Raw genomic sequence first — 26,460 nt, forward strand, 5'->3', positions numbered from 1 at the left:
AATTTTTCGATAATTGAGTGTGTGGAAAACAGGGACCCTGCTGTATGGTTATCACTATGATTTTGATGAGGAAGGTGGAAGGGGTTATTGAAGGTATAGATAAACGGTTATCAATAGAAAGAAGGGGGCCGAAAACGGCCCCCCTCTTCATTCTGTGTAAACAGCCTGTTTTTGCTTTGAGATGGGGTTCGCCGAATAAAGAAACGATACTGATTTACTCAACGCGGATTTAATTTCACCTGTGAGCCCTTGCCGCCTGTCTGGATTCCGGTTTCCTTCATTCCGGCTTCTTTCAGATCGACCAATAGTCGCTCTAACACCGCTTTGGCGGCAGCCGCTTCCTTCGCGCCGGACGATTTCACGACCAACTGCACCGGCTTGCCGGAGCGCAGATGTTTGTCTGCTTGGCGCAGCTTTGTATCGTAATCATGTTCCTCGATATGAGCAGTGAAGCGAAGCTCCTTGACCTTTTCCTTACTGCTCTTTCCAGGCATGTTGCCACCGCTCACCTTGCGTGTTCCGGTTTCCTTCTGCGCGAGCGCTTTTCCCTTGCCCTTAGCTACTAGGCTACATGGCGGAGGACTGCTCATCAGTGATGTACAGACCAGATCCATTCCTTTGGATCGGGCCATAGCCAAGGCTTCCTCTCTCGAGACGATACCGATCTTCTCACCGTTGAGTCCAGTGAGCATGACCTCGGAAGCTTTTATTTGCTCGTTGATTAATACTGCCACGTAAATGAAGCCTCCCTTAAAAACAATGATAAAGCTATCATATACGGAACCCGTTTGCGATTCAATTTGGAATTCCGGGTAGCGGGCAGATGGAGCTTTCCAATGCGACATAGTACTTTTCTTTAGTACAATCTTTGTTGACAAAAACCATCAACCCCTATACTCTTTTACTGATAATGATTATCATTTTCTAATGAGACATATATATGCAGGGGTGAATGAGAGAAATGAAAAAGATGTTGAATGGCCTATTATTGTTTACGGTTTTTGCTATTGTATTGGCGGGTTGCGGATCAGTAGGAGATAGCTCGAAGCCAGGAGCCACTTCCGGGTCTGAGCAGACCAGCAAAGCGGCTGGGCCGGTTACGGTTAAAGACGATCACGGGGAAGTCAAGCTGGACAAGCCAGCGGAACGTGTCGTTGTCCTGGAATGGACGTTTACCGAAGATCTGATCGCGCTGGGTGTGCAGCCTGTTGGTAATGCGGACAACGAAGACTATAAGCTGTGGGTAACGCCGGAGGCGAAACTGGCTGATTCGGTCACTGATATCGGTACACGGGGCGAACCGAATTTGGAAGCGATCGCGGCGCTCAAGCCGGACCTTATTATCTCTAACGCAGACAATAATGCAGCGATTTACGCACAGCTTAAGGGGAATCGCACCAACGATAGAATATGATCCTTACAAAGGAAACGGTTATGATTACGACCGCATGGTCGAGATCTTTAAGCAGATCGCTATGGCTACTGGAAAAACGGAGCAGGCGGATAAAGTCCTAAGCGAACTTGACCAACATTATAATGAGGCAAAGTCTACATTGGAAAAAGCGGGAAAAGCGAATTTCCACTACGCGCTGACTCAGGCTTTCACAGCTCAAAATGCTGCCAGCCTACGGATGTTTAAGGATAACTCGCTTGTAGTTGGGACGCTTGCGAAACTCGGTATGGTAAACGACTGGAAGTCGGACAAAACCGAGAAATATGGATTCAGCACTGTTGGCATCGAAGCTCTTCCGGCGGTACAGGACAGCCATTTTATCTACATTACGCAGAAGACGGACGATGTATTTGGAGCCGCGATGAAGAACAATTCAGTCTGGAAAGAACTGGATTTTGTCAAAGAAAAACGGACCTATCCACTGGACGGAACAACGTGGACGTTCGGGGGCCCAATCTCATCCAAAGTGTTGGTTGATCAGGTGGTTGGAGTCCTGACGAAATGACCCGAGCAGACAGAACGAATTTGTCGAAGGCTTGGCGTGTAGGAAGCATTTTTGGGGGCGGCTTGGCCGTCCTTATTGCGCTTTTTTTTGTAAGCTTGTGCTACGGAGAGGCGCCGATTCCGCTGCATACGGTAATCGAGGCGTTGACCCAGCGTCAGAATACGCTTGAGCACAATATGGTTTGGGATCTGCGGATGCCACGTACGGTCATTGGAATCTTGGCTGGCGGTGCGCTTGCGATCGCCGGTGCATTGTTGCAGGCCATCACCAAAAATCCGTTGGCGGCTTCTGATACGCTCGGAATCAACGCGGGTGCCTATTTTGTGGTCGTGCTTGGCGCGGTGATGTTCCCCGGATTGCTGCATCAGGCTCCATTTCTGTTTGCCGCCATCGGCGGCCTGCTGGCGGCGGTGCTTGCTTACTTTATGGGCGGGGGACGAGTTGGAAGTCCGATCCGGCTGGCGCTTGCTGGCCTCATTGTGTCTATGGTGCTCGGTTCGTTTACCGGAGCATTACATATCTTTTACTCCTTCGAAACGCAGGGATTGTTTCTATGGGGTTCCGGTTCGCTTGTGCAAAACGATTGGAGTGGTACTACTTATGCTTGGCCCTGGGTTGTAGGGCTCTCGGTTATCGCGGTTTTGCTGTCGAGGCAATTCGATGTGCTGGATCTGGATGAGTCTACATCTACATCCCTCGGGCAAAAGGTGGGCTTGACCCGGGCGGTGGGTATTGTATTGGCGGTTATGCTGGCGACCATTACAGTGAGCGTCATTGGGCCCATCGGGTTTGTAGGTTTAGTGGCTCCGCATTTGGTGCGCTTAAGCGGCCTGAAAATGCACCGCTGGGTGCTGCCTGGTTCCTTCCTGTGGGGGGCGCTGCTGTTGACGGGCGCTGACGTGCTGGCGAAAATGGTCCACCAATCAAGCATGGATCTGCCGACCGGAGCGATGATGGCATTGATCGGGGCCCCATGGTTAATTTGGCTGATCCTGTGGAAGATGAAGCTGCCTTCCGGCATCGGCGGACAGTCCTCAATGAACATAGGTGTGCGCTCTCGGAAATTACCGTATGGCAGGCTGGTCACATTGTTCGCATGTGGGGCCGTGCTGTTGACCGTATTCAGCCTGATGTTTGGAGGAATGCGAATTCCGATGGACGATCTGCTGTCCGGCCTGTTCGGCGGGGAGAGCGCGAATTCAGCCTTGCTGCAGTTTAGAATTCCACGTACGCTGGTGGCGGCTGGGGCTGGTATTGCGCTTGCGGTCAGCGGTGTCTTGATCCAACTAGCCGTTCGCAATCCATTGGCGGATGCCTCGATCATCGGAGTTTCTTCTGGGGCGGGATTCGGCGCGCTTGCAGTAATCATCGTCTGGCCCGGACTGCCTGTTTATGTGCTGCCAGTTGCTGCGATCGCCGGAGCGGCAGTTTCGGCAGCGGTGATTTTCTTTCTATCCTGGAAAAAACATCTGAATCCGTCTGTTGTCATATTACTCGGCATCGCCATATCAGCGATCGGAGCAGCCGGCATTCAGGTACTGATTATCCAAGGTTCGTTATGGGGCAGCACGGGCTATATTTGGCTGACTGGTAGTACCTATGCTCGAAGCTGGGGGCAGGTGACGACGATTCTGGCCTTTCTGCTCGTGTTGTTGCCAGTAGCCTGGTGGCTAGCTCGCCGCTTCGACCTTTTGGTATTTGACGATAGCAGCGCCATGGGACTAGGGCTTCCGGTGCGTCGCACCCGGCTGCTGGCGATGGCAGTGGGTGTGCTACTGGCGGGAGGAGCAGTAGCCTGCGTCGGTACGATTGGCTTCATCGGGCTGATTGCTCCGCATATCGTGCGCACATTGATCGGGCACCATGTTCGCCGTTCGATTGTCTTGTCGAGCATCTTGGGAGCGGTGATGCTGGTGTTGGCAGATACGATTGGACGGACGATTCTTGCACCGACGGAAATTCCTTCCGGTCTGCTGATCGCCCTGATCGGCGCGCCATATTTCCTGTACTTGATGTATCGCTCCAATCGTAGTAAGTCAGTGTAGTTGAAGTGGTACGCAAAAAGGCTGTTTCCGAGCGGATTTTCCGTGGGGGAAACAGCCAATTTTTATATAAACAGTGGCTGTTTTAATTCATTTCTTCTGCAAAGCTATCTGGATTTTATATTTACAAATCTAATAAAGTAGATATAATGTACTGTATGGAACCGTCATTGATTTATAAAGCTTTGTCTAATGAGACACGCCGTCTAATTATGCTGTGGTTAAAAAATCCAGAGGAATTTTTTGATGAACAGGCTTATTTAAAGCAAGGGCTTAATCTTCGAATTGGTGTATGTGTGGGGGATATTCAGGCTAAAGCAGAACTTGCACAGTCTGTTATCTCAAGTTATTTATTAACGATGCAAAAAGCTGGTTTGTTAGAGTCTGAGCGAATTGGGAAGTGGACGTACTATCGTCGGAACGAAAAGACAATACAGGAATTTGCCGAGTACATTCAAAAGGAACTATAGACAGAAAGGAGGTTTTTTTTCGTAAAATATATCTATGAATCTGTATATATAAATATGATGGAGGCTTACTTTTAATTATGAAACAGGATAACTCTTTGCTTATTATTATTTTGGCTTTAGTGTTCAAAGTAAATTAAGTATTAGACTCGGAAAATAAAGATGTAGACTGAGAAAATAAAGTGTTAGACTGCCGGTACTGCGTTAAGCTAACGAGCAGGATAGCGTGGCGGAATCCTCTATGTTAATTCTCTGGTGATAAAAAGCGTGGAACCAGTAAAAAAACACTTACCTTTATGTAAGTATCTGTACTAAAAGTGCATACTTTCATATTTCTAGCGTTCATTTTATTATCAAGATATAAATAATACTTAAGGAGGACAAATCTTTGAAAACTCTTGTTATTGTAGCGCATCCCAGCATGGAAACATCCGTCATTAATAAGCGGTGGGTAGAAGAACTGAAAAAATATCCAGAAAAGTATACTGTTCACGAGTTGTCTAAAGTTTACCCTGATGGAAACATCGACGTGGAAAAGGAACAAAAATTGGTTGAATCTCATGGTAATCTTGTTTTGCAGTTCCCTATATATTGGTTTAATTGTCCGCCTCTCCTAAAAAAATGGTTTGACGATGTTTTAACTTATGGATGGGCTTTTGGTTCAAATGGAGGAGATAAATTCAAGAATCGTAAAGTTGCTTTAGGTGTATCTGCAGGAATCGAAAAGCTAGATTATCACGAAAACGGAAGATATCAATATACGCTTGAACAAATACTGGTTCCATTTAAAATGACATTCCTATATTGCGATGCAGATTATCGTTCGTTCTTTGCATTTTATGGTGAGGAATATGATCGATCTGAAGAAACTGTGGAAAAAAGCACTGAAAATTATTTGAATTTTGTTGACAACCTATAATATGCATCTATATTTCGTTTGCAAGTTACCCATCAAAAAAATTGATTCATTTGAAGAATTAGTTTGTGAACTCACCACGACTGATACCGATGTTAAGCTATCGGGGGACGTTAGTTGAATGACAACAGCGGCAGTCTAAGACTTTATTTATCAAGTCTTGGTCTGCCGCTGCTTCCTTTAATGGATCAGTCTAAAACTTATTTTTCATATACTGACGATTCTTCAAATCAAAAACCGCATTAAATCAATGGTCCCAGTCTAATACTATATTTTCACCGAACGTTTAGGCGTATTCGGCATTATTACAACGGAAATGGGGATTATAGGTTTTTTACCCCAGGTCACTCAAAATTTTAATATATCGACTTCACAGGCAGGCTGGCTTGTAAGTGTATTTTCTTTAGTCGTTGCCATTTCAGGTCCATTCCTGACCTTACTCGTTTCCGGTATAAATCGCAAAGTCATTCTCTTAACCGCTGTGCTCAGTTTTGTGATTTCAAATATGGTTTATGCTTTTACAACCGAATTCAATATGATGCTCATTTTCGGCATTCTCCCTGCTATTTTTCATCCTGTCTTTTTTTCGGTTGCCTTAGTGACCGCAGCCAAACTTGTCCCGCCGGAAAAAAGCAGTAAAGCAGTCACCAAGGTTTTCGCCGGAATAACGGTCGGATTTGCTTTTGGCGTGCCTTTAACTTCTTATCTCGCAGAGAAAATATCGTTAGAAGCCGCTTTCTTGTTTGGGGCTGTTGTAAGCATGATTGCCTTTGTGGGAATCCTCATTTGGCTTCCTTCTATGCCGGTAAAAGAGAAAATGCCTTATGGAAAAAAGCTCGGTATACTACGCAAACCTCAATTATGGTTCAATATCGTGACCGTTATTTTTATCTTTGCAGCTATGTTCTCTGTGTACAGCTACTTTGCCGAATATCTTGGTCAGGTCACCCATATGAATGGGTCATGGATTAGTATCATGTTAATGGTCTTTGGAATCATCATGATTTTTGGGGATTTTTTATTTGGGGGGCAGTGCATTCCGGAGGGCTTATTATTAGCCAAGCATGGCTAACGACAGAGACGAAAGAAGCTCCCGAATTTGGAAACAGCTTGTTTGTTTCATTTTCTAATCTTGGCATTACTGCGGGGGCTTCAATTGGCGGTTGGTTTATCTCACACTTGGGAATCGAATTATGCAAAATGCTGAAGTAAAAATGTTCAAATCGAATGCAGAGGAAGTAAACGTGAGTTAAAATATGGATAGACATTAGAAGAGTACCCTACATGATGACCATAAAATAATGCATGGAGTGATGTTGATTGCATTTCGTATGGAGTAATATTTTAATTACCCTCCTAATCGTTGGTGGCATTTTGGCGTTGTTCGTCTGGGGAGTAGTTTCCTTTGTAAAGCGTCTTCGGAGATCGGAATGAGCTTTTCAATGATAATTATTTACTGTTTACGTAAACGTGGGACCCGTAAAAATAACTCTTTTCAGAGTCTATATTTTACGGGTCCCCGTTTTATTTAGAGCTTACGAATTTCAAATAAATCATTAGGAGTGATATCGAAATAGACACACAATTTAGTGATTAAGGTAGCTGATATTTTCTTTTTTTCCATATTGCTATTGTGCACCAGCTCCATAATTGTAGTTCTGCGATGTCCAATTTCCTCGGATAATTTCAGAACAGACATGTTATCGTGCTGTTTTAAAATCTCATCCAACTTGCAATGTAAAATGTAACCTTGTTGATCCATAGGAGCCTCCAGATGACTTAGAATAAAATATTGCACTATGAAAGTGCATATGATATATTGTGTTTATGTAAAGTTGCACCGTGAAAGTGCAATTAGTTCGTAACATATTATCATTTTATCAAAGGGATGTACAACATACCCTTAGCTTTGCTATTGCCATTTTTCCAAAAATAGAATTGGGGGATGATACCATGATGCCAAATACTAAAGCCAACAAACAAGCCATCAAAACCATTGTTCGTATGGAACAGGTTTGGGAGCAAACAGAAGAAAACGAAGAAGCCGGGCTGCACTACTATCACATTACAGATGCCCTCAACCACCAATGGCAGACCATTGGGGTGAATGTTACTGATGCGATTCAAGTGTTTGAGCATGGGAACGATGGAGTGTGGACACGAATAATTCAACCAGTCCCATTTTACCCTGACCTGACTACGAACGATTTAATTCATATGCTCAATATTGGCCCAGAGGCTTGGCGTATACGCAACGCTATCCAAATCATATTGAATAACGTGGAAAGACGCAATGCATTTGTGAATCGCATCGTGAATGTGAATGACGAAGATGTATTGAATCTATTATACAATATGAGAAATGAATTTCTTAAGCGCGATCAGCTTTCAAACCAGAAGTTCATGGATTTATATGCTGTAAACCCTGTATAGGCGTTATCGGTCTACTTTCTGGAGTCTGTGGATGTTTATACATATTGGGAGTGGAGCGAGGCAGGGGATACATATAGCAAAGCCATTCAGTACAAACAAGTGAAACCTGAAATGACTTTAGCCGAAGCTATTGAAAAGGCAGAAGCTGAAGCCAGAGACTTGGTTTCAGGCTACTAATATCGTGTGCTATCATGTTTTTAACCATTCTATTGGCTTAGATGGGCGGTCGGTTCGTCTCCTGCAAAGGAGGTGACGCCTGTGGAGGTTAAAGAGGCGCTGACATTAATGATAATGTTTGGTACATTGCTGGTGACGCTGATCGGATTAGTCATCACAATTGTCGTTGCATTGAACCATAACCAAAAGAAGTAGATGAAAACGGATGGGGTATTGATTTATGTTGAGAATGAAATGATCTATTGGAGGTAAACCGATGAATATTCGGATGTATCATGACTTCGATTTGCAGTTGGAGGAGGCTATTTGGGAGCTTGGAGAGGAAGCCGCTGGTATACTCCCATTAGACAGCAAAATGGCTGAGGAAAAAGCACAAAAGGCTTGGGACCTGATACCTGAACCTAAGCATAAATGGGGAATTACAAGCTTAACCTTGCATCAATACGTTCAAATTCTCAATTATAACGGTCAAACTCAGCGTTCCGCAGAGCTTTTAAATGAAGAGATTGTTGATATGGAGATCACTGGATATCGCATTGTGGATGCCAACCCTTATATCCTGATGGCTGAAACGCTCCTTCTTCAAGGCAAAACGTTAGAGGCGCATGATTATCTCAAGAAGGCGTACTCTATTGGAAGTGCGAGAGCATTTCGAGACCAGCCCAAGCTCTATTTGAAAATAGCAAAAAGTAAGGCTTTGGATGAAAAGGAAGTACTATTTCAATTTTCAGGGTTTAATGTAAATTACAGGATTTTGAGTGAGATAAAAGGAGACAAATAAAGAAAAGATGAGCGGTGATTATCCATGAGAATTAGCATCAAGTTGAAATTCAGCTTGTTTCTGGCTGTACTGCTTATTCTTGCTCTAGGTGTGCTAAGCTATTTTGTTCTTCAAGGGGTGGAAAAGAACCAGCTGACTCAAACCGAGGTTTATCTGGCCCAGCACGTCAAAACGGTTAATCTGCGGGTGAAGCAGACTTATTATACAGGAACGCGGATGGAGCCGCAGATATTTATGAGGCAGCGGGGCCGGGGACTGGCTACGGAGCTGGCCGGATTTACCGGACTGGGAGTCACGCTTTATGATGCGCAGGGGCTCCAGGTAGGCACCTCTATTCAAGACCCTCCAGTGGTAGACCAGCAAAGTGAAGTGAATGCTGCCCTGGCCTATGCGTTGCACAATAAAATAGCATATGAGGTTGTGGGGGACACACTCCTGTATCTGGCGCCGCTCCAAGGGCCGGAGGAACAAATGGGGGTAGTTCAGTTGCAATATTCACTCAAAAGCTCGCAGAGTTTTCTGCGAACCCTCCAGAATTTGTTCCTGACTACAGGGATCGCGGTACTTTTACTAAGCTTCATCATCGGATATTTGTATTTTAACCGGGCAGCCGCAGCTATTGGACGGTTGAAAAAGGCGGCAGAGGATATCCGCCGCGCCGAATATATCCAGGCTCCTCCGGTTAGGCGAAAGGATGAGCTGGGCGAGTTGGCCGAGGGCATCTACTTTATGAGCAAGGAGATTGAGCAGAGTATTGCTGCCAAAGATGAAGAGCAACGGAAGCTGCAACTGGCTATCCACAAGCTCCAAGCGCTGGAGCAGCAGCAGAAGCAATATATCGGCAACATTAGCCATGAATTCAAGACACCGTTGACCTCCATTAAAGCTTACGTGGATCTGCTGAATATGTACGACGATGATCCCAAGCTGCTGTTGGAAGCCAAGGCCAGCATCGCCAAGGAAACTCAGCGGCTATATGAAATGGTGGAGAAGGTGCTACAGGTGTCGGCGCTGGAAAAATATGATTTTGAGTCACAGGCCGAGCTGTTGGAGGTTGCAGAGGGGCTGCGGGATGTTTGTGCACGTATGAGTGGCAAGGCAGAGCGCTTCGGAATCACTATTTCCTGCGATGCGGAGCCAGCCCACATCTGGATTGATAAAGAGAGCTTTATGCATATTTTTATTAATTTGCTGGATAATGCGATCAAATACAATGTTCCTCAAGGAACTATTCATGTTCACAGCGAGCTTAGGGACAACCGGGTAAGGATCACGATCCGTGATTCCGGCATAGGCATTCCTGAGGAAGCCAGAGAGAGGATTTTCGAGCCTTTCTACACGGTCAACCGCGATCGATCCAGGCAATCGGGCGGCACGGGACTGGGACTGTCACTGGTTCGCAATCTGGTTGAGAAGCAGAATGGAAGCATTACGCTACTGGAGACGGAAGGTGAAGGTTCGGTCTTCGAGCTGTCTTTTCCAGCCACTTAATAGGTCTGTACTCTGCATCAAAGCTACTCAAAAAGTTTACAACTTGGAAACAAGCAGCCGTGGTTTGGAAATACTCCTCCGGTATGCTTAGAGCAGGCTAAGGCTACACAGGACTCAAGATTAGGCTTCCACAGCGAGTTTTGTACGAATCGAATTCAATCATGTCCATGCTGTACAAATCTTTAGGGGGAATCATGCAATGAACGCAAATATCCACAGCAAGCTGGGCAAGACAGGACTCATACTGCTCGCCACGGCGACTCTTATGTCCCTGACCGCTTGTACTACGGGGAACACGGAGGCGCGGCAGGTTGTAGAGAAGTCCGGCAAAAAGATTACCGTGATGGATAACACCACTGAATCCGTATACACCAAGTTGAAGCTGGAGGGCATTGCTAAGATTGAGGGTGTTCGCGGGATGGATTGGGTGAGTGAAGGCACGCTTGCGGTTGATAAAGAGAACAGGAAGCTGCCCCCCGTGATGATTGAGGGAGAAAAACGTTATCCACATAACCTCTATCAATATGATCTTGCTTCCAGTGGGGAGACGCCGCTGCTGGAGGGGGAGAAAAGCTACGGATTTGCAAAGCTGTCCCCTGACAGGAAGCATATGCTTTATCAGCAATTGTATGAATCCACAGGAATAGGCTACATCATGAATCTTGAAACCGGCGTTTCCGTGAAGATGTACGATGCAGAGTTTATGGCCGGGGAAGGCGTATGGGAGGATACAGGTCACGTTATTTTTCCCAATATGGAAGGGGACATTATCAGGGCTGATGTGAATGGAAAGAGTGAAGTCGCGGTCAAGACTGGACAGAGAAGTGTTTCTAGCGTAGCTCCGTCGGGAAATACGATCTACTATGTCGCTATGGGGAAATGGATCGCCTATGATATCGAAACCAAGCAATCCGAAGTCCTGAAAAAAGACATCTGGGCGGTCCTTCCTTCCCCGGATGGCGGCACGCTGGCGGTTGTTAAACACACCAAACCCGGGGAAAACGCATTGGTTCTCTGCGATACCAAAGGGAAAGAGCTGTTCACATTGGCTACGGGTATGCAACTGTTCGGTACAAGCTGGTCGCCGGATGGCAGCAAGCTGGCCTATGCGGTTTCTGAGGATGGAGATAAATACCGTTTTTTCATTACAGAAGCAGAAACAGGGGAGCAAACTCCGGTCTTGGGCGATAATAGCATAAGTGACCAGCTACGCTGGAGCCCTTCCGGTAAAAAGCTGCTGATTCCAACAGGGGTCATGAAGGACACTGGATATCAATCTACGGCTTATGTAATCAAGTTATCTTGAGCAAAAATCATTTATTTTAAGGGGGATGACGAACGCGATGAAAATAACAGAAGTGCTCTTAAATACACACAGATTTGAAGCCATGAAAGCTTTTTACGGCTCTCTCTTGGGCCTGGAGGTTCTGGAGGAAACCGCTTCACGGTTATCATTTGGAGCTGGCGAATCGGTTCTTGCTCTTCAGGAAAATTCCCTCATGGAGAATGAGTTTTATCACGTTGCGTTTGCGATTCCAACCAATAAGTTCATAGAGGCAAAACAATGGGTAATCGACCGGGGCATCTCATTGATTTCAAGAACCAGAGAGGATGAGTTTCTTTTCGAAAGCTGGAATGCAACAGCACTTTACTTCTATGATCCTGATCATAACCTCATCGAGTTCATTGCTCACCATTCGCTCGACAACGCAGTAGATGAAGCTTTCGGGCCAAAGCATTTACTTCGTATAAGTGAGATTGGCCTTCCAGTCGATAATGTTCCGGAATGTTGCAAAACTATCACAGCAATGTTCCAAATTGATTCATGGGGTGAGGCCGGGAAGCAATTCACTCCTCTAGGGGACGCGGAAGGATTATTAATTGTAATAGACAAGCAGCGGCCTTGGTTCCCGGACGATAGGATGCCGTGTGGGTTCAACACCAAGATCGTGATTAAAGGTGCAGGTTCTGCCAGTCTTTCGCTTCAAAATGGCTTGTACGAATTGAGATCAACCTGATTAATTAGATAAAGGGGATTAGCAAAAAGGCATACTTTTTGAAACAAAAAAGAGTGGCCCTTATCTCAAAATAAATATGGCTCAGAGAACCATTTTTATTTCTTTGGCAAGTTCGGATAACTTTTGATTTCTAAGATGCTCATCCATTTTGGTCTCCGCTGAAACCATTACTTTTTGAATTAAGCATTCTGCTTCATGGTTCATACAACAGTCGAACAAAGAAGTTGCGCCTTCAATTGCATGAATAACATCCAGGAACGAAATATCCTCCCAGTTCCGCTTCAATCTATAACCGCCATTGGCACCCGAAGTAGATTCAATCATTCCCGCCTTGACCAGCTTGGTCAGTATTTTGGACAAGTAAGTAGGCGAAACCCCTTGTCGATCCGCCAACTGTTGTACACCAACAGGCTTATTATTAGGGGGTGATACTACCAGAAAAAGCATGGTGTGAAGGGCATAGTTCGTCGCTTTAGAATACTTCATGCTCGGTGATCACCTCAATTCAGGATTTAATCTATATATAATATCCTTTATGATGCGGCATCGTCAAATTTTGAATGCTCCGACAGGGTGCACAAAAATTAGCGCCCTAATATTCAATATGTATCCACGGGTGTCCACACTCACCCCCAAATACTGCATAAAATATCCCGGATGAACAAAGAGGAGGTGCAGTGAAAACAATGATACACATGGAACCCATACAAGTGGGTAAGCATACATTTATCGGAGTTGAGGTCAAACTGCCTAAAACAACGCTGTTGACTATCTCCAACTCCCATGGTTACATCATGTGCGGCGCACTGGATGTCGGATTGCTGAATGAACGGCTGGGAGATCGGAAAATTCTTGCCGCACGAGCTGTGGGTGTAAAAACGCTGCGCGAATTGTTGGAAGCGCCCATGGAGTCGGTGACGACGGAAGCGGAGCAGCTTGGAATTAAGCCGGGTATGCCGGGGTATGAGGCACTTTTGAAGCTGGTCTAAGTGGAGCTTTTGCTGCACAAAGGTAGAAAAACGCGAAAAAACCGGGGCTGCTTCGCTCCGGTTTTTTCAAATAGAAAAGTTACATTTTATCGAGTAAAACGATTTCGCTTTCATACGAGCTGCATGGCCTGGCAAACGAATTAATCCGCAAATAAAGCGGGCAGGCTGTCGCTAAAGGGAGCTTGGACGATCCCTTTTTCGGTAATGATGGCGGTAATGTATTCATGAGGCGTAATGTCGAAAGCCGGGTTATAGACCTTGATGCCCTGTGGGGCTGTCCTTTTGCCGAAGCTTTCGGTGACTTCCTCCGCAGGACGCTCCTCGATGGGAATGTCTGCGCCTGTAGCAGTATGCAAATCAATCGTAGATAGCGGTGAAGCTACATAAAAAGGGATGCCATGTGCCTTGGCCAGCACAGCTAAGCTGTAAGTGCCGATTTTGTTGGCGACATCGCCATTAGCCGCCACTCTGTCCGTGCCAACGATGACGGCCTGGACCCATCCTTTGGCCATGACCATACCTGCCATGTTGTCACACAGCAGGGTTACATCAATGCCAGCCTGCTGGAGCTCAAACGCGGTCAGACGCGCCCCTTGGAGCACGGGACGTGTTTCGTCGGCAAACACTTTCAGGTGTATGCCGTTTTCATGTGCAAGGTACATGGGCGCGAGTGCCGTCCCGTATTTCGCTGTCGCCAGTCCGCCTGCATTGCAGTGAGTGAGCACGCCCATACCGTCTTCGAATAGAGGTAAAGCATGGACGCCGATCAGGCGGCATACTTCCTCATCCTCTGCCTGAATGGATATAGCTTCACGCTCCAATCCGGCATTCCAATCCTCGACCCGTCCTTCGGTCGCTTCGGCGGTTAGTTCTTTGGCCCGCTTCTTCATGCGGTCCAGCGCCCAGAACAGGTTCACTGCGGTCGGTCGTGATGTAGCTAAATGCCCGCAAACGCTGTGTACATGCTCCAGCCATCCAGCAGCATCGGTTCCGCCGTAAGCGGAAGCACCCAGCACGACGCCGTAGGCCGCAGCCATTCCGATGGCTGGCGCACCGCGTACCTTCATGGCATGGATGCCGTCCCACACTTCCTCGGCTGTGAACAAATCCAGCATCACGATGGATTCGGGCAGCAGGCGCTGGTCCAGCATGGACAAGTGGTCACCTTTCCACACCAGCGACGAGAGAGCCTGACCAGGCGCGATTGCTTCATTGAAAGCTTTAGTCGTAGATTCTTTATTTTCACTCATATCCATTAAGCTCCTTTAGTTGGGGCAGCCGTTGCTGTCTGAATAATGTCTCCCAATTCACGGATCGAATGCACCTCGCGATTGCGGAGAACCAAGGCTTTTCCTATAGATAACGCCAGTCTTTCCGCTGCTTCCTTGATCGCAGGATCGGCAATCGTGTCTATATCGGCCACATGCGACAAGCTGATGATCCGGCGGATGACCTTGCAGCCTGCAAAGCCAATCGTATCTTGCAGCACTTTCTGGAGGTACAAGTCTTGATATCCCGGCGTGCGGGCCATGTGGTCAGTAACATGCTGGTCCCACAGTTTGCGGAACCCGCACTCAAACTGCTCCCATACCTGAATGGCAGTCTCTAAAAGCCAGTCACGGCGTTCCTGTACAGCTGTCTCGCCAGAAGTCCATCCAGGTTGTGCTGCATAGTTCAACAGCAGATTGGCAATCACCGCTCCGATATCAAAGCCCATCGGTCCGTAGTAGGCAAACTCGGGATCAATGACTTTAGTGGACTCCGCTGTTACAAAAATACTGCCTGTATGAAGATCGCCGTGCAGAAGCGCTTCTGTCCGTGTCAGAAACTTCTCTCGCAGCAAAGCTACTTCCAGATGAATGGCCTGATCTGTACGAAGCGCCTCTGCCTCGTCTTCGATATAGGAACCGTAGTTGTTATTGTCTGAAAACCGATAAGGCTCGTCCAAAATAAGATCCTCGGTGATTTTACAAAGATCCGGGTTGATAAAGCGCTTGACCAGCTCTTTTTTGTCCTGCTGATTCATGCCCAGATCCGAGGTAAAAAAGAGCGTACGCGCCAGAAACTCTCCAATATGGTCAGCAAAATGCGGATATGTGTTTCCTTCGATTAATCCTTTGCGCATGATTGTGTACGAGCTTAGATCCTCCATCACAGTCAAGGCGAGTTCATCGTCATAGCCGAGCACCGCAGGAACGAGCTCAGGGCAAATGTGGTGCTCCTTCTGAAGCGCCTCGCGTTCAATACGGGCACGATCCAGTGACAGCGGCCAGGATTCACCTACGATTTTCACATAGGGAAGCGCCTGTTTGGCAATGATACTCTTGTCAGATTCAGAATCCGTAATATGAAAAACCAGATTCAGGTTGCCATCACCGATTTCGCGGCATTCCAGACGAGCATCCTGACTAAAAAATCCGGGGATATTCTTCACAAATTCAATTGCTTCTTCTGTCGTAAAAGCATGATATTGGGACAACGAAGTCACCTCCATAAATTGTGCATACATCTATGATGAGAAATACTACAAGATTAAACCAACCATTTCGCTTGGATAGAGCCAAGTATAACGAAAATTGTTTGAGTTTTGTACATTTTTTTTGTGGGGAGGCGGAATAGGAGAAAGGAACGTAAGATTTTGTTTCGTCTTCATATGAGAAGGGTAAATAATAAACAGACGTCCGGCAGGCGAAATACCGTGCCCGCTGGCGTCTTCCCGTCAGAAGGACGGTGGATGAATACGTAAACGTTCCTGAATGATCAATTTGATGAAAAAGGAAGGGATTTATTATGGCTAAAACAACAAGCAACTCGAAAAATACGCAAACGAAATCGGTGGAAGAACTGTTAAACCGCCAGGTCGCTAACCTGAATGTACTATATGTGAAGATTCATAACTATCACTGGTATGTGAAAGGCTCCAACTTTTTCACACTCCATGTTAAATTTGAAGAACTATATAATGAAATTACGCTGAAAATGGACGAGATCGCCGAACGCCTGTTGGCGCTGAAAGGGTCTCCTTCCGCAACGTTAAAAGAATATCTGGAGCTGTCCTCCATTCATGAGGCAAGTGGCAATGAGGATGCGCCGAAAATGGTGCAAACGCTAATTGAGGACTTTGCCACTGTCTGCGAGGAATTTCAGGAAGGAATTGAGCTGGCTGAAAGCGCATCTGATCAGCCAACCGCAGATTTGCTGATTGGTTATAAAGCGGATCTGGAGAAACATATGTGGATGCTTCGCTCTTATCTGGGCTAATCGAAAAAATGATGCTGGAGGCTTAATTCTGGCAGTTGAATTCCATTTCATATAGATGGGTTTTTGTTCTGAAATAAGCGCTACATGTAAAAACGCTACTGACGTCATATTGTCGGTAGCGTTTTTATGGATGAAAAAGACAATTTACAGCATTTTAATGCTTTTTCATAGATCAGGATTTTGCATAATTCAATTCCAGTCGCTTTGCAAACTCCTCAGATGGGAAGCGATTATGATTGGATATGCGGTATGATGAAGAATTACGCTATAATAAAAATAGGAGGCAAACAATCACGGTAGAGTTTCACCTTTCCTCTTCGTTGTTCATCAGGATGGCTTTTGAACACACTTCATAATTTAGTGAGGTCCGTATGCTATTTTGCCATTTGTGAGCTGAGTTAGTATGAATATTTTATGAAGAAAGTCGCATAACGTGTGTCCGTTGGTTGCACCCTTAAAGATATTTATTATAAAATAACTTGAGAATCATTGAGAATCAGTTTAGAATGATTATAAATAAATTTTTAAATATTTTCGCTTGCTTGAAATCAGGGGGCTCCCCTGTTTAAATATACTTTCTGATTTCGACACCACACTACAAATTTTGGAGGGTATTCCGAATATGGCTACAAACTTTAAGATTGAAGGTCTCAAAGCGACCATTGAAGGCAAGGAAATTCTGAAAGGCATCAACCTCGAAATGAAGGGCGGAGAAATCCATGCCATCATGGGTCCTAACGGAACGGGTAAAAGTACATTGGCTTCTGCTTTGATGGGTCATCCCAAATATGAAGTCACAGATGGCCAAGTAACTTTGGACGGAGAAGACGTTCTGGACATGGAAGTGGATGAGCGCGCACGTGCGGGATTGTTCCTGGCTATGCAGTATCCGAGTGAAATTGCAGGGGTAACCAACTCCGACTTTTTGCGTAGTGCAATTAATGCACGCCGTGAGGAAGGCCAAGAAATTTCCTTGATTAAATTTATCCGCCAAATGGAAAGCAAAATGAAGGAACTCGAAATGAATCCTGAGTTTGCTCACCGTTATCTGAACGAAGGTTTCTCCGGTGGTGAGAAAAAACGGAATGAAATTTTGCAAATGATGATGATCGATCCGAAAATCGTCATTCTTGACGAAATCGACTCCGGTCTGGATATTGACGCTTTGAGAATCGTGGCTAGCGGTGTCAATGCTATGCGTTCCGAAGAGCGCGGTTTCCTCATCATTACTCACTACCAGCGTCTGTTGAATTACGTTAAGCCTGATTTCGTACATGTCATGATGCAAGGACGCATCGTTAAATCCGGTGGACCTGAGCTGGCTGAGCGTCTGGAAGCGGACGGTTACGACTGGATCAAGGAAGAACTGGGTATCGTTGATGAAACTGTAGGACAAGAGGCGTAAGCCGGAAGCGAGGAGGAAAACTAATGAGTACACAAACAATCCTTCCGGTAGATTCCGAGCAACTGCGTGTTCTGTCCGAACGTAACGGCGAGCCGTCATGGCTGACCGCAGACAGACAAAAAGCACTTGAGCTTGCAGGCAAACTGGAGCTTCCGGTATTTGAAAAAACTAAAATCGAACGTTGGAATCTCAACGATTACGGTCAACATAAAAACAGCGAGGCGATTGCATCGGTGGGGCAGGTTCCCGCAGCGATTGCCGATCTGGTAAAAGATCAGCAGGAGGGCGGTCTGATTATCCAGCGCAACTCCGGCGCGGTATATGTGAAGCTGAGCGAGGAATTGGCAGCGCAAGGCGTTATTTTCACGGATCTGCAAACGGCGGTTAAGGAGCATGGTGATTTAGTTAAAGCTCATCTGAATACGGTCATTAAGACGGATGAAAATTCATTGTCCGCGCTGCACGCAGCGATCTGGAACGGTGGAGTATTCGCTTATGTGCCGAAGAATGTGGAGTTAAGTGTTCCGCTTCAGGCTGTTTTCCTGACAGATGATGCGACGGCGACGTTTGCACCTCACGTACTGCTCATTGCTGAAAGCCATAGCTCCGTAACGTACGTAGACAACTATGTATCTGCGGATTTGGCAACACCTGTCATTCATAATGGCGCAGTAGAAGTGGTAGCGAATGCAGGAGCCAAGGTGCGCTATGCAACGGTGCATCAGCTTGGAGAGCAAGTAACGGATATTTCCATCCGCCGTGCTACGTTGGGTAATGACGCAGCTATCGAATGGATTGTCGGAGAAATGAACTATGGCAATACAGCGAGCAACACGATGTCCGTGCTGAAAGGCAACGGCTCCAACTCGGATGCCAAGATTATTGCTGTAGGCTCCGGCTCGCAAAAGCTGAACTATACGACACAAGCACAGCATTTTGGCAAAAGTTCAGCCAGCCAGATGATTACACGCGCAGTTATGCGTGAAAATGCATCTTCCATTATTAACGGTATTACGAAAATTGAAAAAGGTGCTACCAAAGCAGACGGGCCAGCAAACAGAACGTGTTCTCATGCTTAGCCCGAAAGCGCGTGGTGACGCTAACCCGATCCTTCTGATTGATGAGGATGATGTGACCGCAGGTCACGCAGCTTCGGTCGGTCAGGTGAATCGTGAACAAGTGTATTACTTGATGTCCCGCGGGATTAGCCGTGCAGAAGCTGAACGCTTGATTATTTATGGCTTCCTGGCACCTGTCGTTTCTGAAATTCCGCTCGAAGGACTTCAACAGCAGCTGCAAAGCCTTGTTGAAAGGAAGTTAGGCCAATGAATACTGCATTGATCCGTGAACAGTTCCCGATTTTACATCAGGAGATTAACGGTCATCCGCTGGTTTATTTGGATAATGCGGCCACTTCGCAAAAACCGCTGGCGGTCATTGAGGCGATCAAGCACTACTACGAATATGATAATTCGAACGTTCATCGTGGAGTGCATACCTTGGGCAGCCGTGCTACGGATGCTTATGAAGGTGCGCGGGAGAAGGTAGCCCGCTTTCTGAATGCAAAGCGCAGTCAGGAAATTATTTTCACAAGAGGAACGACAACGGCGCTGAATCTGGTTGCTTCTTCCTATGGCAGAGCCAACTGTCAGGAAGGTGATGAGATTGTCATCACACCGATGGAGCATCACAGCAATCTGATTCCGTGGCAACAGGTAGCCAAAGCCACAGGCGCAACTTTAAAATATATCCCGCTTCAAGAGGACGGTAGCGTTGATCTTGCTGACGTGGAGAATACCATCACTGAAAACACAAAAATTGTAGCCATTGCGCATGTCTCCAATGTGCTTGGCGTTGTGAACCCGGTCAAAGAGATTGCAGCTATTGCGCATCGCAAAGGCGCAGTCATCGTTGTAGACGGTGCACAAAGCACGCCACATATGAAAGTAGACGTGCAAGACATTGATGCTGACTTTTATGCTTTTTCTGGTCACAAAATGTGTGGTCCTACAGGGATCGGGGCACTGTACGGCAAGAAGGCGCTGCTGGAAAACATGGAGCCGATTGAGTTCGGCGGGGAAATGATCGACGATGTGGGATTGTATGAATCCACATGGAAGGAGCTGCCTTGGAAATTCGAAGGCGGAACCCCGATCATTGCCGGAGCTGTCGGCTTGGGAGCTGCCATTGATTTTCTGGAAAGCATCGGGCTGGACGCGATTGCACAGCATGAAAGCCGTCTGGCCAACTATGCTCTCAAACGTCTCCGTGAAGTGGATGGCTTGACGATTTACGGTCCTGCTGAACGTCATGTAGGACTCGTAACATTCAATCTGGATGATGTACATCCGCATGATGTAGCGACCGTGCTGGATAGTAAAGGGGTGGCTGTACGTGCAGGCCATCACTGTTGCCAGCCATTGATGCGCTGGTTGAAAGCCAGTGCAACGGCGCGAGCCAGCTTTTACCTCTATAACACGGAAGAGGAAGTCGACGTTTTGATCAGCGCCCTAATCCAAACGAAGGAGTATTTTGGCGATGCAACTTGATGACTTGTACCGACGTGTAATTATGGATCATTATAAAAATCCGCGGAATCGCGGACGTTTTGAGGATGACGTGGTCACGGTCGATTTGAACAATCCTACGTGTGGTGACCGGATTTCTCTTCAGCTCAAGACGAAGGACGGCGTTGTCGAGGATGCCCGTTTTACAGGAGAAGGCTGTTCAATCAGTATGTCCTCCGCTTCAATGATGACAGAGGCGGTTAAGGGAAAAACGATTGATCAGGCACTGGATATGGCGAATCGCTTCTCTTCTCTGATGAAGGGTGAAGCCGCCGAATTCGACGATTATGAAGAGCTGGAAGCTTTGTCAGGTGTCAATAAGTTCCCGGCCCGTATCAAATGTGCGACTTTGGCCTGGAATGCGCTGCGCAAAGGAATTGATGAAAAACAATAATTTAACTAGAATAGAGGAGGTTTGAGAAACATGGCCAAGAAAGCACCGGAAATGGAAGAGTATAAATATGGCTTTCGTGACGAGCACAAATCCATTTTCCAAACAGGTAAGGGTCTCACTCCGGAAATCGTAAAGGAAATCTCCAAAATTAAGGATGAGCCAGAATGGATGCTGGAATTCCGTCTGAAAGCACTGAAGCAGTTTGAAAAAATGCCTATGCCAAACTGGGGCGGAGATATGAATGATCTGGATTTCGACGATATCCAGTACTATGTAAGACCCTCCGAGAGGCAAGGAAAAACGTGGGAAGAAGTTCCTACGGAAATTAAGGAAACCTTTGATAAACTGGGGATTCCTGAGGCGGAGCAAAAGTTTCTGGCTGGTGTATCCGCACAGTATGAATCCGAGGTTGTTTACCATAGCATGCAAAAGGAACTCGAAGATCAGGGCGTTATTTTCATGGACACCGATACGGCGCTGCGTGAGCATCCTGAAATTCTGAAAGAGTATTTTGCGACAGTTGTACCTCCTGCGGACAACAAGTTTGCAGCACTGAACAGTGCGGTATGGTCAGGCGGAAGCTTTATCTATGTACCGAAGGGTGTAAAATGTGAAGTTCCATTGCAGGCTTACTTCCGTATTAACTCGGAAAACATGGGACAATTCGAGCGTACACTCATTATTGCCGACGAGGACAGCTTCGTTCATTATGTAGAAGGCTGTACGGCTCCGATTTACAGCACGAACTCGCTGCATAGCGCAGTGGTGGAAATCATTTGTAAGAAAAATGCACGCGTTCGTTACACAACGATCCAAAACTGGGCACCAAACATCTTTAACCTGGTGACCAAACGTGCGGTTGCAGAAGAAAATGCAACGATGGAATGGGTCGATGGTAACATCGGTTCCAAGCTGACGATGAAATACCCGGCGGTTGTACTGAAAGGCCGTGGAGCTAAAGGTATGGTTTTGTCCATTGCAGTTGCAGGCAAAGGCCAGCATCAGGATGCAGGGGCGAAAATGATCCACTTGGCACCAGATACGACATCGACGATTGTATCCAAGTCGATCAGTAAGCATGGCGGTAAAGTAACGTATCGCGGACTGGCTTCATTCGGTCGCCAGGCTCAAGGGGCAAAATCGAATATCAAGTGTGATACGTTGATTTTGGATAATCAGTCGACCTCGGATACGATTCCTTATAATGAAATCATGAACGACGACATTACGCTGGAGCACGAAGCAACGGTTTCCAAGGTATCGGAGGATCAGTTGTTCTATCTGATGAGCCGTGGTTTGACCGAAGCAGAGGCGACACAAATGATCGTTATGGGCTTTATCGAGCCGTTCACAAAAGAGCTGCCGATGGAATATGCGGTAGAGATGAACCGTTTGATCAAGTTCGAAATGGAAGGTTCCATAGGATAATTCTCGCTTTACGAGGGTTATGTTGGGGCTGAGCCATGATGCGATGATGTCTATCAGGCGTGTGTCCGTAACATAAAAAGAGACTGTCCTTCGTAGGGAAGAACCTGCGGATCAAGGACAGTCTCTTTTTATTCGCGTAGTCTGTGTATGAGCAGAACGAGTTCGCAGATCAGGATTCCAGATAAATTTCATCAATGGATACATGTCGCTCTCTGGACAAATCTATATACTCATTTTCATTAATTTTCACTAAAGGTCTGAAATAATCGGCAGGATTGTTCAAAATAATTGTTCCCGTCTGACCCGAAGTCAGAAGGACCTGCTTGTTAATAAAGTTCGGAAGCATATGCCGGATGAAGACTTGGGTGGCTTCCGGGTTCAGATGTCCGAAGCTCATGCTGTGCAGCTCGCGCAGTACGGTGAGCAGCTCCTGCTTCGTCTGGTACACACGGTTGGAGATCATAGCGCTATATACGTCTGCAATTGCCGTAATACTGGCGAAAGGATGAATATCCTTCTTGAACAGTCCGTTCGGGTATCCGCTTCCATCTTCTCTTTCGTGATGCTGCAGGGCGACGATTGCCGAAATCTCATCACTTGTTGAGTTGCGAATGATATCATAGCCGTAGAGGGAATGTTTTTTCATTTCCTTAAATTCTTCAGGCGTCAGCTTACCAGGTTTATTCAAAATCTCATCCGGTATCATGGACTTGCCTATATCGTGTAAATATCCGGCTTTACCAGCGGTATAGGCTTCTTCTTCTGTATATCCAAGCCATGTGGCAATGTAATATGACAGTACACCCACTTGGAGAGAATGATTGTACGTATAGTGATCTCCCCGTTCCATGAGCAGCAGCAGAGATACGACATCTTTTTGATGAGTCAGCTCTGAAACGAGGGGGCTGAGCAGCTCATCGACTCGAGATTCATCAAATTTGCCGGTTGAGGCAGCTTTGAGAAACATGCTTTCAAAGCCATGAATAGTCTGCTCCATGAGGGGAACGGCACGTTTAAGGGATTCGGGAGAAGCGGGAACATCGGGGGCAAAGTCAACCGGAATGCTCGCTGAACCGGCATCAATGTCGATATAATCGACACCATGCATGATGAGCTTGGAGATATCGTCGTGCTGAAGCTGGGTACCCCGAATCATGACGGGTACACCGTGTTCATTGTATGTATCGGATCTGAGAAGATCTCCTGGCTTGGCATCGGTAACGTGAACTCTCATGCGCTTAACCTCCTTATTGTCGTAAATTTGTCGAAAATACGAAGCAAACCTAATATATCAAGAATAATATGGGATGACAACGACTAATTCACTATTATTCCTAGCTGTAAAATAGGTCCCAGGAACCCGTCTCTTCTCAGAGGTAAACGAGGGCATTGTGACTTTGCTTCTCCCCGTGACTGTTTCTTGAGACAACACAGTAGCTAAATTGTCAGTTGTAGCGCCCCCACCGACATGTACCATAATGGGAAATAACATGGTATGCTTAAACATTAGAAGCAACAGAGTCGATATATAAACTATAGAGGAGGGCGGTTATGGAGATGACGACCCAGCAAACGTTAACCATTTTGCATACCAATGATATACATAGTCATTTTGGCAGTATGCCTTCGATAGCCGCGATGATTAATGAACGAAGAGCCGCATTAGGAGATGCGCTGCTTGTGCTGGATATGGGAGACCACATGGACCGGATGGCCCCCGAAACGGAAGGAACGCTGGGTGGGGCGAATGTGGATGTGATCAATTTGACGGGGTACGATGCGATTACGATTGGTAACAACGAGGGTCTGACTTTTACCCCGGATATTCTTGCACAGGCCTATGCGGGAATTCACTGCCCGGTTGTATGCGGCAACATTAGGGAGAGTGCCACAGGGATGAAGCCCTTGTGGATGACGGATTCACTCATTTTGGACAAGGTGGGGTTTAAGATAGGCTTGCTCGCAGTGACGGCTCCTTTCGGCGAGTTCTATCAATTGCTGGGATGGGATGCACTCGATCCGTTTGAGGTATTGGGCGAGCAAATTCCGTCCCTGAGAAAGCAGGTCGATGTTCTGGTTGTGATGTCGCATTTGGGTTTACCTTCGGATAAGAAACTGGCATCGCGGTTTTCGGAGATTGATGTGATTCTTGGAGGCCATACCCATCATGTGCTGGAGGAACCGCTGTGGATCGGGAGCACAGCTCTATGTGGGGCTGGCAAGTATGGAACGCTGCTGGGTGAAGTGGCACTAAGCCGCAACAGTAGTCATGAACCGTTTCGGGTTACGTCAGGCGGCGTAGCTCCTGTAGACCACACACTGCTGGACGAAAAGGTGGCATCTGCCATTGTACTGCATCGGAGACAGGCAGAGCGTGCCATGGAGAGTACAGTGGCGGTGACGGATCGGAAGCTGGAGATTGCATATGATCGGGAGTCTCCTTTCGGAAATTTGCTGGCACAATCGGTGTCACATTTTACGGGAACCGCTATTTCTCTTGTGAATGCGGGCCAACTGCTTGGCCCTTTACCTCAAGGTGATATCAGCAAAGGAATGCTGCATTCCTTATGCCCTTCGCCAATTAATGCCTGTGTCATGAAGCTGTGGGGAAGAGACATCCGGCTGGCGCTGGAGCAGTCCTTGCTACCGGAATTTGCGGACAAGAAAATAACGGGATTTGGCTTTAGAGGTAAAGTGCTTGGTACGATGTGTGTGGAAGGTCTGGAGATTCAATATGACACGACTCGCGCTCCTTATGATAAAGTGACGGATATACGTGTAGCGGGTCGTTCATTGGAAGAAGATGAGCAATATACGGTAGGCACGTTGGATATGTTCACTTTCAGAGCAGGTTATGAAGTGCTTGCGAACGGAACGGAACTCCGATTTATGCTTCCAGAATTTTTGCGGGATTTGATTGAAATGGAGTTGAAGCGTCCGGGCGCGATGGAAGAGTGTTTTGCAGCTAGGTGGCTTCAGGTATCACAACAATCGGGAGAGGATTAAGTTGCGACTGGTACCTGTTACATTATTAAGAGCCGGCATGAAGCTGGGCAAAAAAATATACAATGAAAATGGAATGGTGCTGCTCTCGGAGGGTGTTGAGCTTACTTCGCGATTGATTGAACGTCTAGGCCAAGTCGGAATTGGATATGTATACATTGAGGATGCGGTGACAGAAGATATCGTAATTCCCGAAATGATCCATGAACAGACGAGGAAGATGGCGCTACAGGAGATCAAGAAGCAGTTTCAGGGTCAGACATCCTACTCCGTAGATCATAAGCACCAATACTTTGGCAAGTCATTTTATAAGGTGATGGAGTCCATTCTGGACGATATCGGAGGCCGTCAGGATGCCGTCATTATGCTGATGGATATCGGGGCGGCAGATCAGGATCTGTATCATCATTCATTGAATGTATGTCTGTATTCACTTGTACTAGGAATATCCAACGGATACAATAACAACCAGCTCATGGAGCTGGGCATAGGTTCACTATTGCACGATATTGGTAAAATGAAAATTTCACCTCAAGTGCTCTATAAGCCGGGCAAATTGACGGACGAGGAATACGAGCACATGAAAACGCACACGGTGATCGGCTATAAGCTACTTAAAGACGAACCGGGAATTCCCCTGCTGTCGGCTCACTGTGCATTACAGCATCATGAACGTATCGACGGCAGCGGATATCCGAACGGCTGGAAGAAGGACCAAATCCACGAATACGCCAAATGGATCGGCCTGGCAGACTCATACGATGCGATGACAGCAAGTCGAATATACAAGCAGCCATTGTTGCCCTATGAAGCAATGGAGGTGCTGTATGCCGGTGCGGGCACGTTGTATGAGCAACGGATGCTGGAGGCATTCCGCGATTGTGTAGCTATATACCCGCTGGGGCTCTCCGTGATGCTCAATACGGGGGAAGAAGGGGTTGTGGTGCGCATACACTCCAAAATCCCACAAAGGCCCGTTATTCGCATTGTGAGGGATCGGGACGGACAGGAACTGAAAGCGCCTTACGACGTGGATCTGTCCGTATCTCTTTCGGTGATGATTACCAACACACTGGGTGCTACAGCTTCCCCTTTTGGAGCAATGCACGTGGATTAGCAAATGAAGTGGC

Annotated in this window: 23 protein-coding genes and 3 pseudogenes; 20 read left to right on the forward strand and 6 right to left on the reverse strand. The window is 46.7% G+C overall.

The features are described from left to right. Positions 1 to 218: 218 nt before the first annotated feature. Positions 219 to 734, reverse strand: a complete 516-nt coding sequence (gene infC / locus QMK20_RS08115) for a translation initiation factor IF-3 (protein ID WP_283655315.1) — start codon at positions 732 to 734, stop codon at positions 219 to 221. 227 nt (positions 735 to 961) lie between these two features. On the opposite strand from infC, the pseudogene QMK20_RS08120 reads away from it, so the two are divergent. From QMK20_RS08120 to QMK20_RS08140, 5 genes and pseudogenes are all read left to right on the forward strand, one after another. Next, positions 962 to 1,958 (forward strand): annotated as a pseudogene (locus tag QMK20_RS08120) (ABC transporter substrate-binding protein). Beyond that, positions 1,955 to 4,003, forward strand: a complete 2,049-nt coding sequence (locus QMK20_RS08125; protein WP_283655316.1) for an iron ABC transporter permease — start codon at positions 1,955 to 1,957, stop codon at positions 4,001 to 4,003. The pseudogene QMK20_RS08120 and the gene QMK20_RS08125 overlap by 4 nt, the downstream one beginning before the upstream one ends. A gap of 155 nt (positions 4,004 to 4,158) precedes the next feature. Next, on the forward strand, positions 4,159 to 4,470 hold the full coding sequence (locus QMK20_RS08130; protein WP_283655317.1) for an ArsR/SmtB family transcription factor: 312 nt from the start codon (positions 4,159 to 4,161) through the stop codon (positions 4,468 to 4,470). 385 nt (positions 4,471 to 4,855) lie between these two features. Continuing rightward, positions 4,856 to 5,386, forward strand: a complete 531-nt coding sequence (locus QMK20_RS08135; protein WP_283655318.1) for an NAD(P)H-dependent oxidoreductase — start codon at positions 4,856 to 4,858, stop codon at positions 5,384 to 5,386. A gap of 268 nt (positions 5,387 to 5,654) precedes the next feature. Then, positions 5,655 to 6,636: pseudogene (locus QMK20_RS08140) on the forward strand (MFS transporter). A 275-nt stretch (positions 6,637 to 6,911) separates the two neighbouring features. Here QMK20_RS08140 and QMK20_RS08145 read toward each other — a convergent pair. Next, on the reverse strand, positions 6,912 to 7,145 hold the full coding sequence (locus tag QMK20_RS08145; RefSeq protein ID WP_283655319.1) for a helix-turn-helix domain-containing protein: 234 nt from the start codon (positions 7,143 to 7,145) through the stop codon (positions 6,912 to 6,914). A 191-nt stretch (positions 7,146 to 7,336) separates the two neighbouring features. Here QMK20_RS08145 and QMK20_RS08150 point away from each other — a divergent pair, with 191 nt between their 5' ends. The 6 genes from QMK20_RS08150 to QMK20_RS08175 all read left to right on the forward strand — a co-directional run bounded on the left by QMK20_RS08150 (position 7,337) and on the right by QMK20_RS08175 (position 12,283). Beyond that, entirely contained in the window at positions 7,337 to 7,816 is a 480-nt protein-coding gene (locus QMK20_RS08150) for a hypothetical protein (RefSeq protein ID WP_283655320.1), read from the forward strand. A 258-nt stretch (positions 7,817 to 8,074) separates the two neighbouring features. After that, positions 8,075 to 8,188 carry a putative holin-like toxin gene (locus QMK20_RS08155; RefSeq protein ID WP_235332350.1) on the forward strand — a complete coding sequence of 38 codons (114 nt, stop codon included), beginning with the start codon at positions 8,075 to 8,077 and terminating at the stop codon, positions 8,186 to 8,188. Positions 8,189 to 8,249: 61 nt separating this feature from the next. After that, positions 8,250 to 8,774 (forward strand): hypothetical protein, encoded by a 525-nt coding sequence (locus QMK20_RS08160; protein ID WP_283655321.1) that lies wholly within the window; start codon positions 8,250 to 8,252, stop codon positions 8,772 to 8,774. A gap of 24 nt (positions 8,775 to 8,798) precedes the next feature. Beyond that, positions 8,799 to 10,265, forward strand: a complete 1,467-nt coding sequence (locus QMK20_RS08165; protein ID WP_283655322.1) for a sensor histidine kinase — start codon at positions 8,799 to 8,801, stop codon at positions 10,263 to 10,265. Between the two features lie 199 nt (positions 10,266 to 10,464). Further along, positions 10,465 to 11,571, forward strand: a complete 1,107-nt coding sequence (locus QMK20_RS08170) for a TolB family protein (protein WP_283655323.1) — start codon at positions 10,465 to 10,467, stop codon at positions 11,569 to 11,571. Positions 11,572 to 11,608: 37 nt separating this feature from the next. Further along, positions 11,609 to 12,283 carry a VOC family protein gene (locus QMK20_RS08175; protein WP_283655324.1) on the forward strand — a complete coding sequence of 225 codons (675 nt, stop codon included), beginning with the start codon at positions 11,609 to 11,611 and terminating at the stop codon, positions 12,281 to 12,283. Positions 12,284 to 12,364: 81 nt separating this feature from the next. Here QMK20_RS08175 and QMK20_RS08180 read toward each other — a convergent pair whose 3' ends face one another. Then, a complete protein-coding gene (locus tag QMK20_RS08180; protein ID WP_283655325.1) occupies positions 12,365 to 12,769 on the reverse strand; it encodes an Rrf2 family transcriptional regulator in 405 nt (134 codons plus the stop codon). Between the two features lie 200 nt (positions 12,770 to 12,969). On the opposite strand from QMK20_RS08180, the gene QMK20_RS08185 reads away from it, so the two are divergent. Further along, entirely contained in the window at positions 12,970 to 13,272 is a 303-nt protein-coding gene (locus QMK20_RS08185) for a YunC family protein (protein ID WP_283656230.1), read from the forward strand. 140 nt (positions 13,273 to 13,412) lie between these two features. Here the strand turns inward: QMK20_RS08185 and mtnA are convergent, their stop codons facing one another. Then, the gene (gene mtnA / locus QMK20_RS08190) at positions 13,413 to 14,522 is read right to left on the reverse strand and encodes an S-methyl-5-thioribose-1-phosphate isomerase (protein WP_283655326.1); all 1,110 of its coding nucleotides are present in this window, start codon (positions 14,520 to 14,522) and stop codon (positions 13,413 to 13,415) included. Positions 14,523 to 14,527: 5 nt separating this feature from the next. Further along, entirely contained in the window at positions 14,528 to 15,751 is a 1,224-nt protein-coding gene (gene mtnK, locus QMK20_RS08195) for an S-methyl-5-thioribose kinase (protein ID WP_283655327.1), read from the reverse strand. Positions 15,752 to 16,062: 311 nt separating this feature from the next. On the opposite strand from mtnK, the gene QMK20_RS08200 reads away from it, so the two are divergent. From QMK20_RS08200 to sufB, 6 genes and pseudogenes are all read left to right on the forward strand, one after another. Further along, complete coding sequence (locus QMK20_RS08200; RefSeq protein WP_283655328.1) at positions 16,063 to 16,533, forward strand: Dps family protein; 471 nt, start codon at positions 16,063 to 16,065, stop codon at positions 16,531 to 16,533. Positions 16,534 to 17,155: 622 nt separating this feature from the next. Beyond that, positions 17,156 to 17,938 (forward strand): Fe-S cluster assembly ATPase SufC, encoded by a 783-nt coding sequence (gene sufC, locus QMK20_RS08205; RefSeq protein WP_014280665.1) that lies wholly within the window; start codon positions 17,156 to 17,158, stop codon positions 17,936 to 17,938. Between the two features lie 23 nt (positions 17,939 to 17,961). Next, positions 17,962 to 19,267: pseudogene (gene sufD, locus QMK20_RS08210) on the forward strand (Fe-S cluster assembly protein SufD). Beyond that, the gene (locus QMK20_RS08215; protein ID WP_283655329.1) at positions 19,264 to 20,487 is read left to right on the forward strand and encodes a cysteine desulfurase; all 1,224 of its coding nucleotides are present in this window, start codon (positions 19,264 to 19,266) and stop codon (positions 20,485 to 20,487) included. Before sufD ends, QMK20_RS08215 begins: the two are co-directional and overlap by 4 nt. Next, positions 20,477 to 20,899, forward strand: coding sequence for a Fe-S cluster assembly sulfur transfer protein SufU (gene sufU / locus QMK20_RS08220; protein ID WP_283655330.1), 423 nt, complete (start codon positions 20,477 to 20,479; stop codon positions 20,897 to 20,899). The genes QMK20_RS08215 and sufU overlap by 11 nt, the downstream gene beginning before the upstream one ends. Before the next feature lie 30 nt (positions 20,900 to 20,929). Then, positions 20,930 to 22,327, forward strand: coding sequence for a Fe-S cluster assembly protein SufB (sufB, locus tag QMK20_RS08225; RefSeq protein WP_283655331.1), 1,398 nt, complete (start codon positions 20,930 to 20,932; stop codon positions 22,325 to 22,327). A 169-nt stretch (positions 22,328 to 22,496) separates the two neighbouring features. On the opposite strand, the gene QMK20_RS08230 is transcribed toward sufB, so the two are convergent. Continuing rightward, positions 22,497 to 23,561, reverse strand: a complete 1,065-nt coding sequence (locus tag QMK20_RS08230; protein WP_283655332.1) for an HD-GYP domain-containing protein — start codon at positions 23,559 to 23,561, stop codon at positions 22,497 to 22,499. Positions 23,562 to 23,878: 317 nt separating this feature from the next. On the opposite strand from QMK20_RS08230, the gene QMK20_RS08235 reads away from it, so the two are divergent. Together QMK20_RS08235 and QMK20_RS08240 are read left to right on the forward strand one after the other, a co-directional pair. Further along, positions 23,879 to 25,333: a bifunctional metallophosphatase/5'-nucleotidase gene (locus tag QMK20_RS08235; RefSeq protein ID WP_283655333.1), complete on the forward strand. Its 1,455-nt coding sequence runs from the start codon at positions 23,879 to 23,881 to the stop codon at positions 25,331 to 25,333. Further along, positions 25,287 to 26,447 (forward strand): HD-GYP domain-containing protein, encoded by a 1,161-nt coding sequence (locus tag QMK20_RS08240; protein ID WP_283655334.1) that lies wholly within the window; start codon positions 25,287 to 25,289, stop codon positions 26,445 to 26,447. The genes QMK20_RS08235 and QMK20_RS08240 overlap by 47 nt, the downstream gene beginning before the upstream one ends. Positions 26,448 to 26,460 lie beyond the last annotated feature (13 nt).

The organism is Paenibacillus sp. RC334 (assembly GCF_030034735.1).
GTDB classification, from domain to species: domain Bacteria; phylum Bacillota; class Bacilli; order Paenibacillales; family Paenibacillaceae; genus Paenibacillus; species Paenibacillus terrae_A.

Excerpts from the sequence above, each read along its gene's own strand:
- QMK20_RS08125 (WP_283655316.1), top strand. The coding sequence starts at position 1,955 with ATGACCCGAGCAGACAGAACGAATTTGTCGAAGGCTTGGCGTGTAGGA.
- QMK20_RS08130 (WP_283655317.1), top strand. The coding sequence starts at position 4,159 with ATGGAACCGTCATTGATTTATAAAGCTTTGTCTAATGAGACACGCCGT.
- QMK20_RS08145 (WP_283655319.1), bottom strand. The coding sequence starts at position 7,145 with ATGGATCAACAAGGTTACATTTTACATTGCAAGTTGGATGAGATTTTA.
- QMK20_RS08150 (WP_283655320.1), top strand. The coding sequence starts at position 7,337 with ATGATGCCAAATACTAAAGCCAACAAACAAGCCATCAAAACCATTGTT.
- QMK20_RS08160 (WP_283655321.1), top strand. The coding sequence starts at position 8,250 with ATGAATATTCGGATGTATCATGACTTCGATTTGCAGTTGGAGGAGGCT.
- QMK20_RS08165 (WP_283655322.1), top strand. The coding sequence starts at position 8,799 with ATGAGAATTAGCATCAAGTTGAAATTCAGCTTGTTTCTGGCTGTACTG.
- QMK20_RS08170 (WP_283655323.1), top strand. The coding sequence starts at position 10,465 with ATGAACGCAAATATCCACAGCAAGCTGGGCAAGACAGGACTCATACTG.
- QMK20_RS08175 (WP_283655324.1), top strand. The coding sequence starts at position 11,609 with ATGAAAATAACAGAAGTGCTCTTAAATACACACAGATTTGAAGCCATG.
- QMK20_RS08180 (WP_283655325.1), bottom strand. The coding sequence starts at position 12,769 with ATGAAGTATTCTAAAGCGACGAACTATGCCCTTCACACCATGCTTTTT.
- QMK20_RS08185 (WP_283656230.1), top strand. The coding sequence starts at position 12,970 with ATGATACACATGGAACCCATACAAGTGGGTAAGCATACATTTATCGGA.
- mtnA (WP_283655326.1), bottom strand. The coding sequence starts at position 14,522 with ATGAGTGAAAATAAAGAATCTACGACTAAAGCTTTCAATGAAGCAATC.
- QMK20_RS08200 (WP_283655328.1), top strand. The coding sequence starts at position 16,063 with ATGGCTAAAACAACAAGCAACTCGAAAAATACGCAAACGAAATCGGTG.
- sufC (WP_014280665.1), top strand. The coding sequence starts at position 17,156 with ATGGCTACAAACTTTAAGATTGAAGGTCTCAAAGCGACCATTGAAGGC.
- QMK20_RS08215 (WP_283655329.1), top strand. The coding sequence starts at position 19,264 with ATGAATACTGCATTGATCCGTGAACAGTTCCCGATTTTACATCAGGAG.
- sufU (WP_283655330.1), top strand. The coding sequence starts at position 20,477 with ATGCAACTTGATGACTTGTACCGACGTGTAATTATGGATCATTATAAA.
- sufB (WP_283655331.1), top strand. The coding sequence starts at position 20,930 with ATGGCCAAGAAAGCACCGGAAATGGAAGAGTATAAATATGGCTTTCGT.
- QMK20_RS08230 (WP_283655332.1), bottom strand. The coding sequence starts at position 23,561 with ATGAGAGTTCACGTTACCGATGCCAAGCCAGGAGATCTTCTCAGATCC.
- QMK20_RS08235 (WP_283655333.1), top strand. The coding sequence starts at position 23,879 with ATGGAGATGACGACCCAGCAAACGTTAACCATTTTGCATACCAATGAT.